This is a genomic window from Enterococcus wangshanyuanii, assembly GCF_002197645.1.
Classification (GTDB): Bacteria; Bacillota; Bacilli; order Lactobacillales; family Enterococcaceae; genus Enterococcus_L; species Enterococcus_L wangshanyuanii.
Genome location: NZ_CP021874.1, coordinates 3,149,038 through 3,162,699 on the forward strand (window position 1 = coordinate 3,149,038; position 13,662 = coordinate 3,162,699).

The following is a 13,662-nucleotide window of genomic DNA, read 5'->3' on the forward strand; positions in this document are numbered from 1 at the left end:
AAGTTTTTTTTAATTTGAACATCAAAATATCGATGGAGGTGCAAGATGAAGCGCGTAGTTATCACAGGAATGGGAGCAGTGACTCCTTTAGGGAATACAGTCAAAGAATACTGGCAGAATCTGGTCAACGGAAAATTAGGGATCGGAAAGATCACTAAGTTTGATTCAGAGGATACAGGTGTTGCATTGGCAGGGGAAGTAAAAGAGTTTGATCCAAGCGGAGTGCTCGACCGTAAAGAACAAAAACGGATGGATTTATTTTCTCAATATGGATTAGTTGCGGCGCTAGAGGCGTGGGAAATGAGCGGCTTGACTTATGATTCGATCGATCCTAAGCGTTTTGGTGTCATCGTCGGCAGTGGAATCGGCGGCATGACGACCTTACAAGATCAGGTTCGGGTAATGGATAAAAAAGGAGCCAAACGTGTGACACCATTTTTTGTTCCGATGGTCATCGCAAATATGGCTTCAGGAAATATCTCAATCAAGTTAGGGGCAAAAGGCCCATCACAAACGATCGTAACCGCTTGTGCATCTGCTACTAATGCAATTGGTGAAGCGTTCCGTACGATCAAATATGGTTTGGCGGATGTCATGATCACTGGCGGAACTGAAGCGACGATTTGTGAAATCGGCATTGCTGGTTTTGCTGCTTTGAGTGCACTGAATACGACAGACGATCCAGCACGGGCATCTATTCCATTTGACAAAGAAAGACATGGTTTTGTCATGGGTGAAGGGGCAGGGATGCTGATGCTTGAAGAGTTGGAACATGCAAAAAAACGTGGAGCCGTGATCTTGGGCGAAGTTGTCGGCTATGGCAGTAATTGTGATGCCAACCATATGACTGCGCCATTAAAAGACGGCAGTGGAGCTGCTGACGCTATTGAATTGGCACTTGCAGAGGCTCAAATCGATGCTGAGGCAGTTGGGTATATCAATGCGCATGGAACATCAACGCCTGCAAATGATGCCGCTGAAACAGCAGCGATCAAGCGCATTTTTGGTGAAAGAGCCTATGATATTCCGATTTCCAGCACGAAAAGTATGACAGGCCATCTTTTAGGTGCGGCAGGCGGAATCGAAGCAATTGCTTGTGTGAAAACCTTGCAAGAAGGAATCGCTCACCCGACAACTGGCTATCAAACAGCAGATCCGGAGTGTGATTTAGATTATCTAACAGATGGTTCACGTACGGTTCAGGCGGAATATGCAATCAGCAATTCGTTTGGCTTTGGTGGACACAATGGCGTTATTTGTATGAAGAAATGGGAGGAAAACGAACAATGACAAGATTAATGAATGCAACTGAAATTATGGAAATGATTCCAAATCGCTACCCGATTTGCTTTATCGATTACGTGGATGAAATCATCCCGGAGAAAAAAATCATTGCAACAAAAAATGTGACGATCAACGAAGAATTCTTCCAAGGACACTTCCCTGGAAACCCAACAATGCCAGGTGTTTTGATCATTGAAGCATTAGCGCAAGTGGGATCGATCCTGATCTTAAAAATGGAGCAGTTCCAAGGAGAAACGGCTTATATTGGCGGCATCAATAAAGCGAAATTCCGTCAAAAGGTTGTACCGGGCGATGTACTGAAATTACATTTTGAAATCGTAAAAATCAGAGACTATGTTGGAATCGGAAAAGCGACTGCCTTCGTCGAAGATAAAAAAGTTTGTGAATGTGAATTGACGTTTATCGTAGGTAGATAATCAATAGGATAGCGGAAATATAAGTGTGATATAAAAAAACTGGGAAACCACTCTACAATGAGTGGTTTCCCAGTTTTTTTATCGGTGAAGCTCATACAATTTTAAGGCTAACTGTAAAGCGAAGGTATTTTTTTCTTGTTCTAAATCTACTGGCAAAAGACTTTTGATTTTATCGATCCGGTACAGGAGCGTATTTCGATGGATGAACAACGCCCTAGAAGTTGTAGCGATATTTAAATGATGTGCCAAATACGCTTTTAATGTTGGAGTGAAGCTCGTATTATTTTTTTGATCATACGCCAACAAAGGGTGCAGATAATGCGTATAGAATTTCCTTCCCTGCTCCTTTGAAATAGAATCTACCAAAAAAGAATCAAAATAAAAATCATTGAAAAAATAGATTTTCTCTTCTTTGTCGTCATCCTCAAGCAAATGGATGACTTTTTTTGCTTCTTCAAAACTTTGTGAAAGTTCTAAGATCGGCAAGGTTGAGCCGATAGTACAAAAAATTTCCTGCTCTGTTTTTCCCAGCTGTTCCAAATATATTCGAATTCGTTCCGCTGTATCGGAGACTTCGTTATAGGTTTTAACCGTGCTGAGTGTCGCTTCAGTTCCTAAAAGCATAACGAGCTGATTCTTGCGGCTAAAGACATGCAACTGCGGAAACCGAGTAGCGATATAGGTCGTTAAGGATGCCAGCATACTTTTCATCAAGCGATCTTCTGTTTGTTTTTTTTGGATCAGTGACATCGTCTCGCGCTCTAGTGTCTGGATAGAAAAAATTAAAACAGTATAGTTCAGTGATGGATCAAGTGTTGTATCATAAGCTGCTAAAGTATTTAAGTCTTTGATTTGTCCAGATAATAGCTGATCAAAAAAGTCGCGTCTGATTCTATTTTCTGTACGTTCGATTTCAAATAACCGCATTTGTTCTAATGCAAAAGCCATGGAGCCGTTTTCTAAAGCAACGTAATCAAGATCCGTCAAGGCGTCTTCTATCTGACATACGAGAATAAAACCATAATGGATCGTATCAAAATAGACCGGCATGATCACCCAAGGATATTCTGTATCATCAAACAAGGTTGATCGTGTAAATGGTTTTTGGATACGTTCAAAATTTGTTGGCAAATCAGAGAAGACAGTGAGAGGAAAGCTGAAGCGCTCTCCTGTTTTTCTAAGAGTCTTTTCGATAATAGGTACATTTTGATCGCTGACAGTTATTACGTTCCAATCCGTATCGACCAACACGATTGGATTATGGACCATTTGAGCTAGTCCAGCAGCAATTTTTTTCATTCCTCCACCATGTAAAGAGATTTCAAAAAATTGTGAATGAATGTCCAGAGAAGCCTGATTTAATTCATTCACATGTCCTGAAATTTCCGCCATGACGATGTTCATGATTTTTGAAAAAGCGATCCCATATGGAATTTCAATTAGTGGAAGCGATAATTCATCAGCTAATTGACGCATTGATTCTGGAATTCCTTTTAAGTAAATATGGGGTTTGATGCAAATCGCGGAGCAGTTGATTTCTTTGAAACGTTGAATAAATCGTTGCTGGATATCTGTATTTTCACTAAAAAAGTACCCAGAAGTAATCAACAATTCCCCAGCGGATAACCAGTCGGAGGCGTCTGGATTATCTAAAATATTGACACCAGTAATTTTATTGTTAAGACCTTTTTCCCCGGCAACTAGCTTGAATGCTTTAAACTGGGGTAATGCTAAGAAATTTTTGACGGTTAACACGTAGGCACCTACTTTCATCCTCTAAGAGTATTTAGTTTAACTATACGGCACTTGGTTAAAGTATACAACTTTAAGAGGGGATATTCAGATAATCTACCTGTTTTTGAAAAGGCTTACTTAGTGTAAATTTAATCATGTAAAGAAGAGTTGGAAAAGGAGGTGAAAGGTATGCGGACGTATAAAACTCTTTCTGGTTCTCAAAATTTTCTACTAGAGCTTCAAGAAAATCGTTGGGCAGGAGAGGTTCATAGTACATTTGATCGGACAATAAATATCATTGATGATTCTGGTACATTATATACGATTGCTACAGCAGAATTAGACGACGCACCAAATACGATACGAGTGGCCAATTTTTTTAAAGATCGATTACAGGTGCCATTGAATACGCGTGTTTTTGTTCAACAGGGTCAGCTAGTAATTGAGGGGGTTGCTGCGATAGCGCTTGACGATGCGAAGAAGTGGCAATATCCGGAAATCATTTTTCCATCTCAAGAGACTTACCAACAAATAACGTCCCGCATCCGAATAGTTAATCGGTGGTTGGAGCAAATAGAAAGCAAAGGGGGCTATATACTAAATAGTGCTCAAGCAACTGCTTATGAAAAAATGATGCATACGATGCTTTGGAAAGAAACGGGTCACTTACTTAATTATTTGAAAGAAAAGCAGCTGTTTCAAGCAATGAAGCAAGTGAATCGAGTTGTCGGATTGGGACCGGGGCTGACACCTTCAGGAGATGATTTTTTAGTTGGTTTAGCACTTATTTTTACAACAACAGATTATCCGTATCATTCATTGAAACAATGGCTGTTCAATTGTCGGCAAGAGTTAAAAAAGCGAACGAATGAGATTAGTTTTTCTACGCTGGATTGGGCAATCAAAGGAGCAGCACGTGAACGCTTAGGTGCCTTTTTAAATGAACTTTTTTATGGTGACGATGAAGGAGAGCTTAAAGAGAAGATGTTTGCAGTTTTAGCGATCGGCTCGACGTCAGGAGGAGATATTCTTTCTGGCATGTTGGCTGGAATAGAGTTTACGCTGGCAGAGGGAAGAGAATGTTGAACAGTACGAGACTTTCGGAGAAAGTGTTGATCAGTTGTATTATCCTGCTGTACAGGCTAGCTCTTCGGAAAAAAGATAAATATTGAGTGAGATAAAGAGCATCTCAATCAATATTTCCTATTTTTCAGTCAGAGCTGGGCAAGCCTTTTCCGCATCTATTGTTATCCAGCTGCACAAATCAATCCTTAGGAAAATAGATAAATTGTCAGTGAGGTAAAAAGCACCTCAAAGCCAATTTTCTAATTTTCTACAGGATTAAGCGATTTGTTCCGCATCTATTGTTATCTAGCTGCATGAGCCAGTCTCTCGGAAAAAAGATAAAATATAAATGAGGCAAAAAGCACCTCAGTTATATTTTCCTATTTTTCAGTCGAGACTAGACGGCTCATTCCGCTTTTAAATTAAGGAGGAATTTTTATGTCAATCAGTATTAAGATTCAACCGAATACTTACATCGATTCTGTGTCTTTGATGGCTTTGTCTACTCGGGCTAATCAATTGGCTGGTGTAGATCAGGCAATCATTGCAATGGCAACAGAGATGAATAAAGAAGTGATGAAAAATGTTGGTTTGTTTACCGATGAGGTTGAACAGGCGCAGACAAGTGATTTAGTGATTGCCGTTGAGGCAGATGCTTCAACGGATTCTGCAGATCTGTTTAAAGAAATCGAGCACTTGATGACAGAGAAAAAAACTAAAAGTTCAGGGCAATCTACGGAACAGTATACAACGATTGAAACAGCGAAAAAAGCGATACCTGAAGCGAATCTAGCGGTGATCTCAGTTAATGGTCAATATGCTGCTAGAGAAGCGCGGAAAGCATTGACAAATGATCTGCATGTTATGATGTTTAGCGATAACGTAAGTGTGCAGGAAGAAATTCAATTAAAAGATTTAGCGCATGAAAAAGGTTTATTGATGATGGGACCGGATTGTGGGACAGCGATCATCAATAATATCGGCCTTTGTTTTGCGAATAAAGTTCGTAAGGGCAGCATTGGAATCGTTGGAGCGTCTGGCACAGGTAGTCAGGAAATCAGTGTTCGCATCCATGAATTTGGCGAAGGTGTTTCACAATTGATTGGAACGGGGGGACGAGATTTAAGTGAAGCAGTCGGCGGACGCATGATGATGGATGCGATCGATGCTTTAGAGGCAGATCCGGATACGAAAGTCATCGTGTTGATTTCTAAACCACCCGCAAAAGCAGTGGAAGAAAAAATTCTGACACGGGTTAGACAATCAACGAAGCCAGTAGTGATTTGGTTTATCGGCAGTGAGTCACGCCAAAATGAAGAAGGAATTTATTTTGAAAAAATGTCTAAGGCAGCGGCATTAAGAGCAGTCACGCTTGCTGGAATCGATGAAAACAGCTTAGATGTTCATCCATTGAATCTGCCGTTGATCGACGAGGTTCGGACAAAGTTAAATTCAGAACAACGCTATATTCGAGGATTATTTACTGGCGGAACGCTTTGTGATGAAGCGATGTTTACTGCGAAAGAACGTTTCTCCGATGTTTACAGCAATATCGCGACAGATGATGAACACTTGCTTCATTTTGGTGATCCTAGTCGTGCTCATACGTTTATTGATTTTGGTGCAGATGAATTCACGAATGGCAAACCGCATCCAATGATCGATCCGTCAAATCGTATCGCCCGCTTTGTTGAAGAAGCAGCTGATCCAACGGTCGGGGTCATCTTGATGGACTTTGTTTTAGGATATGGCTCACATACTGATCCAGTGGGTGTGATGGTGCCATATATGAAAGAAGCAAAAGAAAAAGCAGCGGCAGAAGGGCGCCATTTAGAAATCATCGGTTATGTGTTAGGAACGGATTTAGATAAACAGGATATCAATGAACAAGTCGAAAAATTAACTGCAATTGGCGCAACATATGCCAGCAGCAGCCAAAATGCCGGATTATTGGCAAGAGAATTTGTTGTGAAAGGGGCAGAACGATCATGAGTAAAATAACAGAATTATTCAAAGAAGAACCAGTGATCATCGATCTTGGTATTGAGACATTTCAAGAAGAACTAGCTGAACAGCACGTCAAAGCCAACTACCTAAATTGGGCACCTCCAGGTCAAGGGAAAGCGAGCATCTTAGCTGCATTAGAAAAAATTGAAACACCTGAAAATCTCGAAAAGATCAAAAAAGCCAATGAAGAAGCAGTAAATCGGATCATTTCTTCGCAAATTTCACTGATTGGTTATGATCAGGCGATCAATGTTGTACCTGGAATGACGAAAAATACCATTTTACATGCCGGACCTCCCATCACTTGGGAAAAAATGAACGGTCCGATGAAAGGTGCGGTCAAAGGAGCTTTAGTTTTTGAAGGCTTGGCAAAGGATTTAGAGGATGCGGAACGTGTAGCGGCATCTGGTGCCATTATTTTTTCTCCTTGTCATGAGCATCAATGTGTCGGCTCAATGGCTGGCGTGACTTCTGCTTCTATGTACATGCATATTGTTGAAAATAAAACGTACGGGAATTTAGCTTTTACTAATTTAAGTGAACAAATGTCTAAAATTTTACGGATGGGTGCCAATGATGAAAGTGTGATCGAACGTCTGATTTGGATGAGAGATATATTTGGCCCGATTTTAAGAGATGCAATGAAGTTGTGCAAGGAAGGAATCGATTTGAAATTGATGCTGGCGCAAGCACTGCATATGGGGGATGAATGTCATAATCGTAACAATGCCGGAACGACGTTATTGATTCAAGCGCTGACACCTTATATCATTCAAACGGATCATTCGATCGAAGAGATGAAGGAAGTGTTTGATTTTGTTGCCAGCAGTGATTATTTTTCAGGCCCAACCTGGATGGCGATGTGTAAAGCAGCTTTAGATTCTGCTGTGGGGATTCCATATAGCACCGTTGTAACAACAATGGCTCGAAATGGAACAGAATTTGGCATTCATATCAGCGGAATCGAAGGAAATCCGTGGTTTGTTGGACCTTCTCAAAAAGTGATCGGTCCGATGTTTGCAGGATATAAGCCAGAAGATGCTGGACTTGATATCGGTGATAGTGCAATCACAGAAACTTATGGAATCGGCGGTTTTGCGATGGCTGCAGCACCCGCAATCGTTGCCTTAGTTGGTGGAACCATTGAAGATGCATTACGTTTTTCTGTTGAGATGCAAGGCATCACAACCGCTGAAAATCCCAACATTACGATCCCGACCCTTGATTTTATGGGTGTTCCTTCCGGCATCGACAGTTTAAAAGTGATTCAGACAAATACCTTGCCGATCATCAATACAGCGATTGCCCATAAAGAAGCAGGAATCGGTATGATCGGTGCAGGTATCACACATCCGCCGATGGAAGCATTTGAAAAAGCGATCATCGCGTTTAGCGAACAATTATAAAATCGAAAGGAGTGAACAATAATGGATGTAGTAAAAACAGACCAACTCTTATTTGAAGCAATTTCGGCAAATAAAATTGAACAAGTGCATGAATTACTTGCAGAAGGAGCAGAAGTTTCTGTGACAGATGAAGCCGGACGCTCGCCTTTGATGCTAGCTGTTCAACAAAATAATCTGACACTGGTGAAAGAACTACTTCGTTTTCATGCGGATGTGAATCAAAAGGATAATACTAGCCTCTCACCGTTTATCTGCGCAGCAGCGAATGGCTTTGATGACATCGTTTCTGAGCTGCTTCAAGGAGGGGCGGATTTACCGTCAGTGAATCGTTTTGGCGGAACCGCCTTGCTTCCTTCTAGTGAGAAAGGTTATCTGAAAACCGTTCAGCTCTGTTTAGCAGCGGGAGTACCAGTCGATCATGTCAATCGATTGAGTTGGTCAGCGTTATTAGAAGCGACGATTTTAGGAAATGGCGGACGCTTATATCGTGATGTCATTCGAGAGTTAGTTCAGCATCAGGCAGACGTGAATCAAACAGATGATGCGGGAAAAAGTGCTCTTGACTACGCAAGAGAGTCAGGAAACGAGCAATTAATTGCGATTCTCGAAAAAAAAGAAATCGAAGCGCCGTTTTTCCAAAGGACCCGCAGTCTTTTAAGAGAAGATGCTTTTATTCAAGCTTTAGATCTGCTTGAAAAACAAAATCAGACGAACTTAGATGTGCTCTATTATTTAGGTTACACTTATCAGCGGTCAAAAGATTACCAGAAAGCGATCGGATATTATAAAAAAGGCTGGCAGCACGAAGCAGAATTTGCTTTTTATCTTGCGAACACATTTCGTATGATGGGAGAAATAGAGCAAGCACTAAAAGTGTACGACCAAGCGATCAAGACGGATCGAGGCTTCTTTTATCGCTACCACAAATCAAACTTTTTAAGAGAGTTAGGACGTCATCAAGCAGCAGTCGAATTGATGGATGATTTATTAAAGGATCATCCGGATCGAGTAGATTTCTATTTTCATAAGGCGAATAGCTTACGCAGTTTAAATCGCCATCAAGAAGCAATTGAAGCGATGGACAAAGCCATCCAGTTAAACCCAGATAATCCATTATTTTCAGAACATAGAGCGCAGTCACTTCAATTTCTAAAAATCTAAAGAAAAAGTATTGGAGGAAAAGACAATGGAATCAGTAGAGAAACAAACGATCGACACTGCACCAACTTATTCTGCAGAATTACTGCCAAAAACAGGAGCCGATAAGAACTGGGGCGTCTTTAATTACGTAACCTTATGGATGGGTGCTGTTCACAATATTCTTTCCTATATGACCGTAGCAGGATTTTTCCTACTTGGATTAAACACGAAACAAGTATTAGCTGCCGTCATGTTGTCTGCTGTGATCGTTTCCGTATTTTATGTGTTGAACGGTGTTGCATCCGCTAAATATGGCTTACCATTTCCTATGTTGCTCCGTTCGGTTTTTGGTGTTAAAGGGGCAATCATTCCATCGCTTTGTCGAGGGTTGATCGCAGGTGTTGTTTTCTTTGGAACACAAAGCGTGGTGAGTGCCCAATCGCTGGATGTCTTATTCAGCCGAATCATGCCTAATTATATGACTATCGGCGGCGGGATGACGATTTTAGGAATGCCGGCACCAACGATGCTGAGCTATTTGATCATTTGGTGTGTGACGGTTGCTTTATTTTTAGGCGGAACAAAAGTGTTAGATAAATTTGGCAACTGGTCTTCACCGATCGTCTATGTCTTTATTGTTGGAGCAGCGATCTGGACGATTCAAATTGCCGGCGGTTTTGGTCCGATTTTAGCTTACACACCAGCAAATGCGACGAGCAGTCCGATCGTCTTTATCGCCTGTGTCAGTGCTTTAGTGTCAAATTGGGCTGGTCCGATCGTAAATATCGGTGACTTTACTCAAAAAGCAAAAACACCAAAAGCGATGATCATCGGTTTACCATTAGGCTTTATCTTGTCTTATATATTATTTGCGATCACATGTGTGGGTCTGATCGCAGGAACGCAAATCGCATTTGGTGAACCGATTTTCAATATCGTAAATGCCTTTGATAAAATCAATAATACGTTTGCTGTTTTCGTCTTGATCCTAGCCTTGAATATGGGGGCGTTGGCTTTCGTTGTATTTGGGAATCTTTTTCCAGCAGGATTACAAATGTCTTCACTATTTCCCAAAGTATTGGATGTTAAAAAGGCTGGTGTGTTGACCGCAATTATTGGTACAATGATTTTACCTTGGAAATTAGTGGAAAATGCTTCGACCCTGTTTTATTTTTATAGCTTTATCGGTTCTATGTTTGGGCCAATCGCAGGAATCATGCTTGCTAGCTTTTATATTGAGCACAAACAAGTGATCAATTTGGACACCATCTATGTAGAAGACGGCGATCTGGGTGAGTTCAAATCAGGCTATAATAAAAAAGCAATGCTGACTTTAGGAATCAGTTTTGTGATAACGATGTCAGGTGCCTTTTTGCAATCGATTCCATTTTTGAAAACGATCAATGATTTTGCTTTCTTCTCAGGATTGATCTTTTCATTTGTCGTGTACAGTATTTTAAGCAAAGTAATGAAAGAAACGAACTAGTATTGGAGGAAAAAATCATGGATTATATGAAAATGGCAGCAGCTTCGACTGTTTCAGGAATGAAGAAGAAGTACGGTGGACCATTTGGTGCTACGTTAGTTCGAAAGGGAGAAGTGATCGTATCAGTCAGTAATACGATGATGAAAGATACAGATCCTTCTGCACATGCTGAAATGATCGCTGTGCGGGAAGCCTGTAAAAAGCTGGATACGATGGATTTATCTGATTGCGAAATTTATGCAACCTGTGAGCCTTGTCCGATGTGTGTGGGCGCAATTCTTTGGGCCGGTATCAAAACAGTATATTACTCCAACACGAGAGAAGACGCAGCAAAACATGGGTTTTCAGACATGCATTTACGTCATTATTTAGACGGTACCGATCAAACACCGCTTTCGATGATCCACACAGGCAACTGTCCAGAATGTGATGAACTGTGGCAAACGTTTGAGAATATTTCTAAAGAATCAGAATAACGAAGTGGATCAAAAAGAGCTGGTTGCTAAGGAGCGGTCGGCTCTTTTGTTTCGCCGTAGTCTGTGAGAACAAGAGACGGAAAAATCAATTGAAGGGCTAACTGATTTTCTTTTTGAGAGCCGATCTAGATAGAAGTCGCATAGCGAACTTTTCGTCACATGATTAATATTTCTGATCTTTTAAAAGAAGATTGGACAGTTTTTTATCAATTAGAGACTGGATAAATAATAGAAAGTAGGAGAAATACGAAAGACTTTTTTAGAAGATGGCAGATGAAATAAATCATGATTATGAACATGGATTAGATGTTGAAATCAGATTCTTTATTGAATACCAATTAAGGGTCTGTTATTTGATAGGGAGAATGAAGTCTTTATTTTGATGATTACCACAAATGAACTTGAAAAAGAGCAGATATAGCAATTGTTCATGAAACTTGTCTTTTTTATAGAGTTGCCTCATTTAGCATTCTACATAACAAATCAAACGAATAGCTCATTTCTTATTCAAAAAAGAATTTTGGGTTTGTCCTCGAGGTAGATTTTTTTAGTAAATAAGGATTTTAGCAAATTGCCCCATTCACTTATGTCAAATACTAAAAACATTTTCTCCCATCAGAACTGCCTATTCTAGTAGAATAACTGCGCTGAATCTGCTACAATAGTCTAGGAGTATAGTCGAGTCTCTATTTTAATAGCGGCAATCAATCTTAACAAAAGAAGGAGAACTATAAAATGATAGCAGTAAGTGATCTTAAAGCAGGTATGACGTTTGAACAAGACGGAAAATTGATTCGTGTAATGGAAGCTAGCCATCACAAACCGGGTAAAGGAAATACCGTTATGCGTATGAAACTAAAGGACGTTCGTACAGGCGCTACCACTGATACAACAATGCGTCCAGATGATAAAGTCAAAAAAGCTTTTATCGAAAGTAAACCTGTACAATATCTATACAGTCAAGATGACACAGCGAACTTCATGGATTTAGAAACATACGAACAATATGAAATCCCAACAACTGTGATCGAAGATGAATTAAAATATCTTCTAGAAAACATGGAAGTAAAAATTCAATTCTTCGGTTCAGAAGTAATTGGTGTGACATTGCCGACAACAGTTGTTCTGCGTGTGCAGGAAACACAACCATCGATCAAAGGTGCGACTGTTTCAGGTTCTGGTAAACCTGCTGTGATGGAAACAGGATTAGTTGTCAACGTGCCTGATTTTATCGAAGCCGATGAATTATTAGAAATCAATACACAAGAAGGTACGTACTTAAAACGTGCATCTAAATAAACTTGATTTTTTTAAGCCTGGAAATAACGTAATGTTAGATTTCAGGCTTTTTTTGTTGGTGTTCTTGATCTTGACGACAAGGTGAAAGGATTCAAACATGTTATAATAAAAAAGGAAGTTTATTTGTAGAAAGGGAGAAATCTATGTTCTTTTTATTAACCTTATGTTTGGTTTTACTATTCACCAAACTCGCTGGTCATTTTTGTAATCGGATCGGCATACCTTCAGTGATCGGTGAATTATTGGTCGGTATTTTGATCGGGCCAGCTATTTTAGGCTGGATCAAACCAGATGAATTTATGCATTACTTTTCTGAAATAGGTGTCATTATTTTGATGTTTATTGCAGGCTTAGAAAGTGATTTAGAGCTTTTAAAGAAATATTGGCGGCCTGCTTTAGCTGTCGCGTTGATGGGCATTGTTTTCCCAGCAGTAATGGGATTTGGCGTAGGAGAATTGTTTCAGTTTTCCGTTCAAAATGCGATTTTTCTAGGGGTGCTTTTTAGTGCGACGTCCGTTAGTATTTCAGTTCAAGTGTTGAAGGATCTGAAAAAGATCGACACGGAAGAAGGTGCAACGATTCTCGGGGCAGCGGTAGTTGATGATATTGTCGTTGTTTTGATTTTAGGGATCATGTTGAGCTTGATGAACCGTTCAACACTTGATAGTAGCTTACCGTTATGGGAAGTCTTGCTGTTGAAAGTCTTCTTTTTCATCGTTATTTTCGCAGCAAGTAAATGGCTAGTTCCATGGCTGCTGAATTTAAGTGAAAAACTAGTTGCGATCGAAGCTGTATCAGCTATTTCCTTAGTAGTCTGTCTAGGTTTTGCCTATTTTGCTGAAATGCTTGATATGGGGGCAATCATCGGTGCTTTTTTTGCAGGTGTAGCGATTGCTCAGACAGATTATCGTAAACGAGTAGACGAAAAGCTGGAAACGATTGGTTATGCAGTATTTATTCCGATGTTTTTTGTGTCGATCGGGTTGAATATGACGTTTGCCGGCATGTCAAAACATTTCTTATTTATCATTATTTTGACCATTGCAGCTGTACTGTCAAAATTATTAGGTGGCGCTTTAGGGGCAAGGTTAACTGGTTTTAAAGGAATCTCGACGATGATTATTGGTTCGGGGATGGTTTCTAGAGGAGAGATGGCATTGATTATAGCTCAAGTTGGTTTAACATCAAGCTTTCTTTCGGAAGAGTATTATTCATCGGTGATCATTGTGGTGATTGCTACCACGATCATCGCTCCATTGCTGTTAAAGGCAACGATCATGAAACAAAATAAACAAATGATCGCTTAAAAGACGAGGATGGGACAGAAA

11 protein-coding genes are annotated in these 13,662 nt (G+C 40.2%); 10 read left to right on the plus strand and 1 reads right to left on the minus strand.

All coding sequences use genetic code 11. The features are described 5' to 3' along the window. The first annotated feature begins 45 nt into the window (after positions 1–45). Positions 46–1,290 carry a beta-ketoacyl-ACP synthase II gene (gene fabF, locus CC204_RS15725; protein ID WP_088271026.1) on the plus strand — a complete coding sequence of 415 codons (1,245 nt, stop codon included), beginning with the start codon at positions 46–48 and terminating at the stop codon, positions 1,288–1,290. Further along, positions 1,287–1,721: a 3-hydroxyacyl-ACP dehydratase FabZ gene (fabZ, locus tag CC204_RS15730; protein ID WP_010772238.1), complete on the plus strand. Its 435-nt coding sequence runs from the start codon at positions 1,287–1,289 to the stop codon at positions 1,719–1,721. Before fabF ends, fabZ begins: the two co-directional genes overlap by 4 nt. A gap of 78 nt (positions 1,722–1,799) precedes the next feature. Here the strand turns inward: fabZ and CC204_RS15735 are convergent, their stop codons facing one another. Continuing rightward, positions 1,800–3,476, minus strand: a complete 1,677-nt coding sequence (locus CC204_RS15735; RefSeq protein WP_088271740.1) for a PucR family transcriptional regulator — start codon at positions 3,474–3,476, stop codon at positions 1,800–1,802. A 168-nt stretch (positions 3,477–3,644) separates the two neighbouring features. On the opposite strand from CC204_RS15735, the gene CC204_RS15740 reads away from it, so the two are divergent. From CC204_RS15740 to CC204_RS15775, 8 genes are all read left to right on the plus strand, one after another. Continuing rightward, positions 3,645–4,541: an oxamate carbamoyltransferase subunit AllH family protein gene (locus CC204_RS15740; RefSeq protein WP_088271027.1), complete on the plus strand. Its 897-nt coding sequence runs from the start codon at positions 3,645–3,647 to the stop codon at positions 4,539–4,541. 417 nt (positions 4,542–4,958) lie between these two features. Further along, positions 4,959–6,512: an acyl-CoA synthetase FdrA gene (gene fdrA / locus CC204_RS15745; protein WP_088271028.1), complete on the plus strand. Its 1,554-nt coding sequence runs from the start codon at positions 4,959–4,961 to the stop codon at positions 6,510–6,512. Beyond that, a complete protein-coding gene (locus CC204_RS15750) occupies positions 6,509–7,933 on the plus strand; it encodes a YlbE family protein (protein WP_088271029.1) in 1,425 nt (474 codons plus the stop codon). The genes fdrA and CC204_RS15750 overlap by 4 nt, the downstream gene beginning before the upstream one ends. Positions 7,934–7,954: 21 nt before the next feature. After that, the gene (locus tag CC204_RS15755; protein WP_088271030.1) at positions 7,955–9,094 is read left to right on the plus strand and encodes an ankyrin repeat domain-containing protein; all 1,140 of its coding nucleotides are present in this window, start codon (positions 7,955–7,957) and stop codon (positions 9,092–9,094) included. A gap of 25 nt (positions 9,095–9,119) precedes the next feature. Further along, positions 9,120–10,559, plus strand: a complete 1,440-nt coding sequence (locus CC204_RS15760; protein WP_088271031.1) for a cytosine permease — start codon at positions 9,120–9,122, stop codon at positions 10,557–10,559. Positions 10,560–10,576: 17 nt separating this feature from the next. Next, positions 10,577–11,035: a nucleoside deaminase gene (locus CC204_RS15765; protein ID WP_088271032.1), complete on the plus strand. Its 459-nt coding sequence runs from the start codon at positions 10,577–10,579 to the stop codon at positions 11,033–11,035. Positions 11,036–11,770: 735 nt separating this feature from the next. Beyond that, a complete protein-coding gene (efp, locus tag CC204_RS15770) occupies positions 11,771–12,334 on the plus strand; it encodes an elongation factor P (protein WP_088271033.1) in 564 nt (187 codons plus the stop codon). 143 nt (positions 12,335–12,477) lie between these two features. Further along, a complete protein-coding gene (locus CC204_RS15775) occupies positions 12,478–13,641 on the plus strand; it encodes a cation:proton antiporter (protein WP_088271034.1) in 1,164 nt (387 codons plus the stop codon). Positions 13,642–13,662 lie beyond the last annotated feature (21 nt).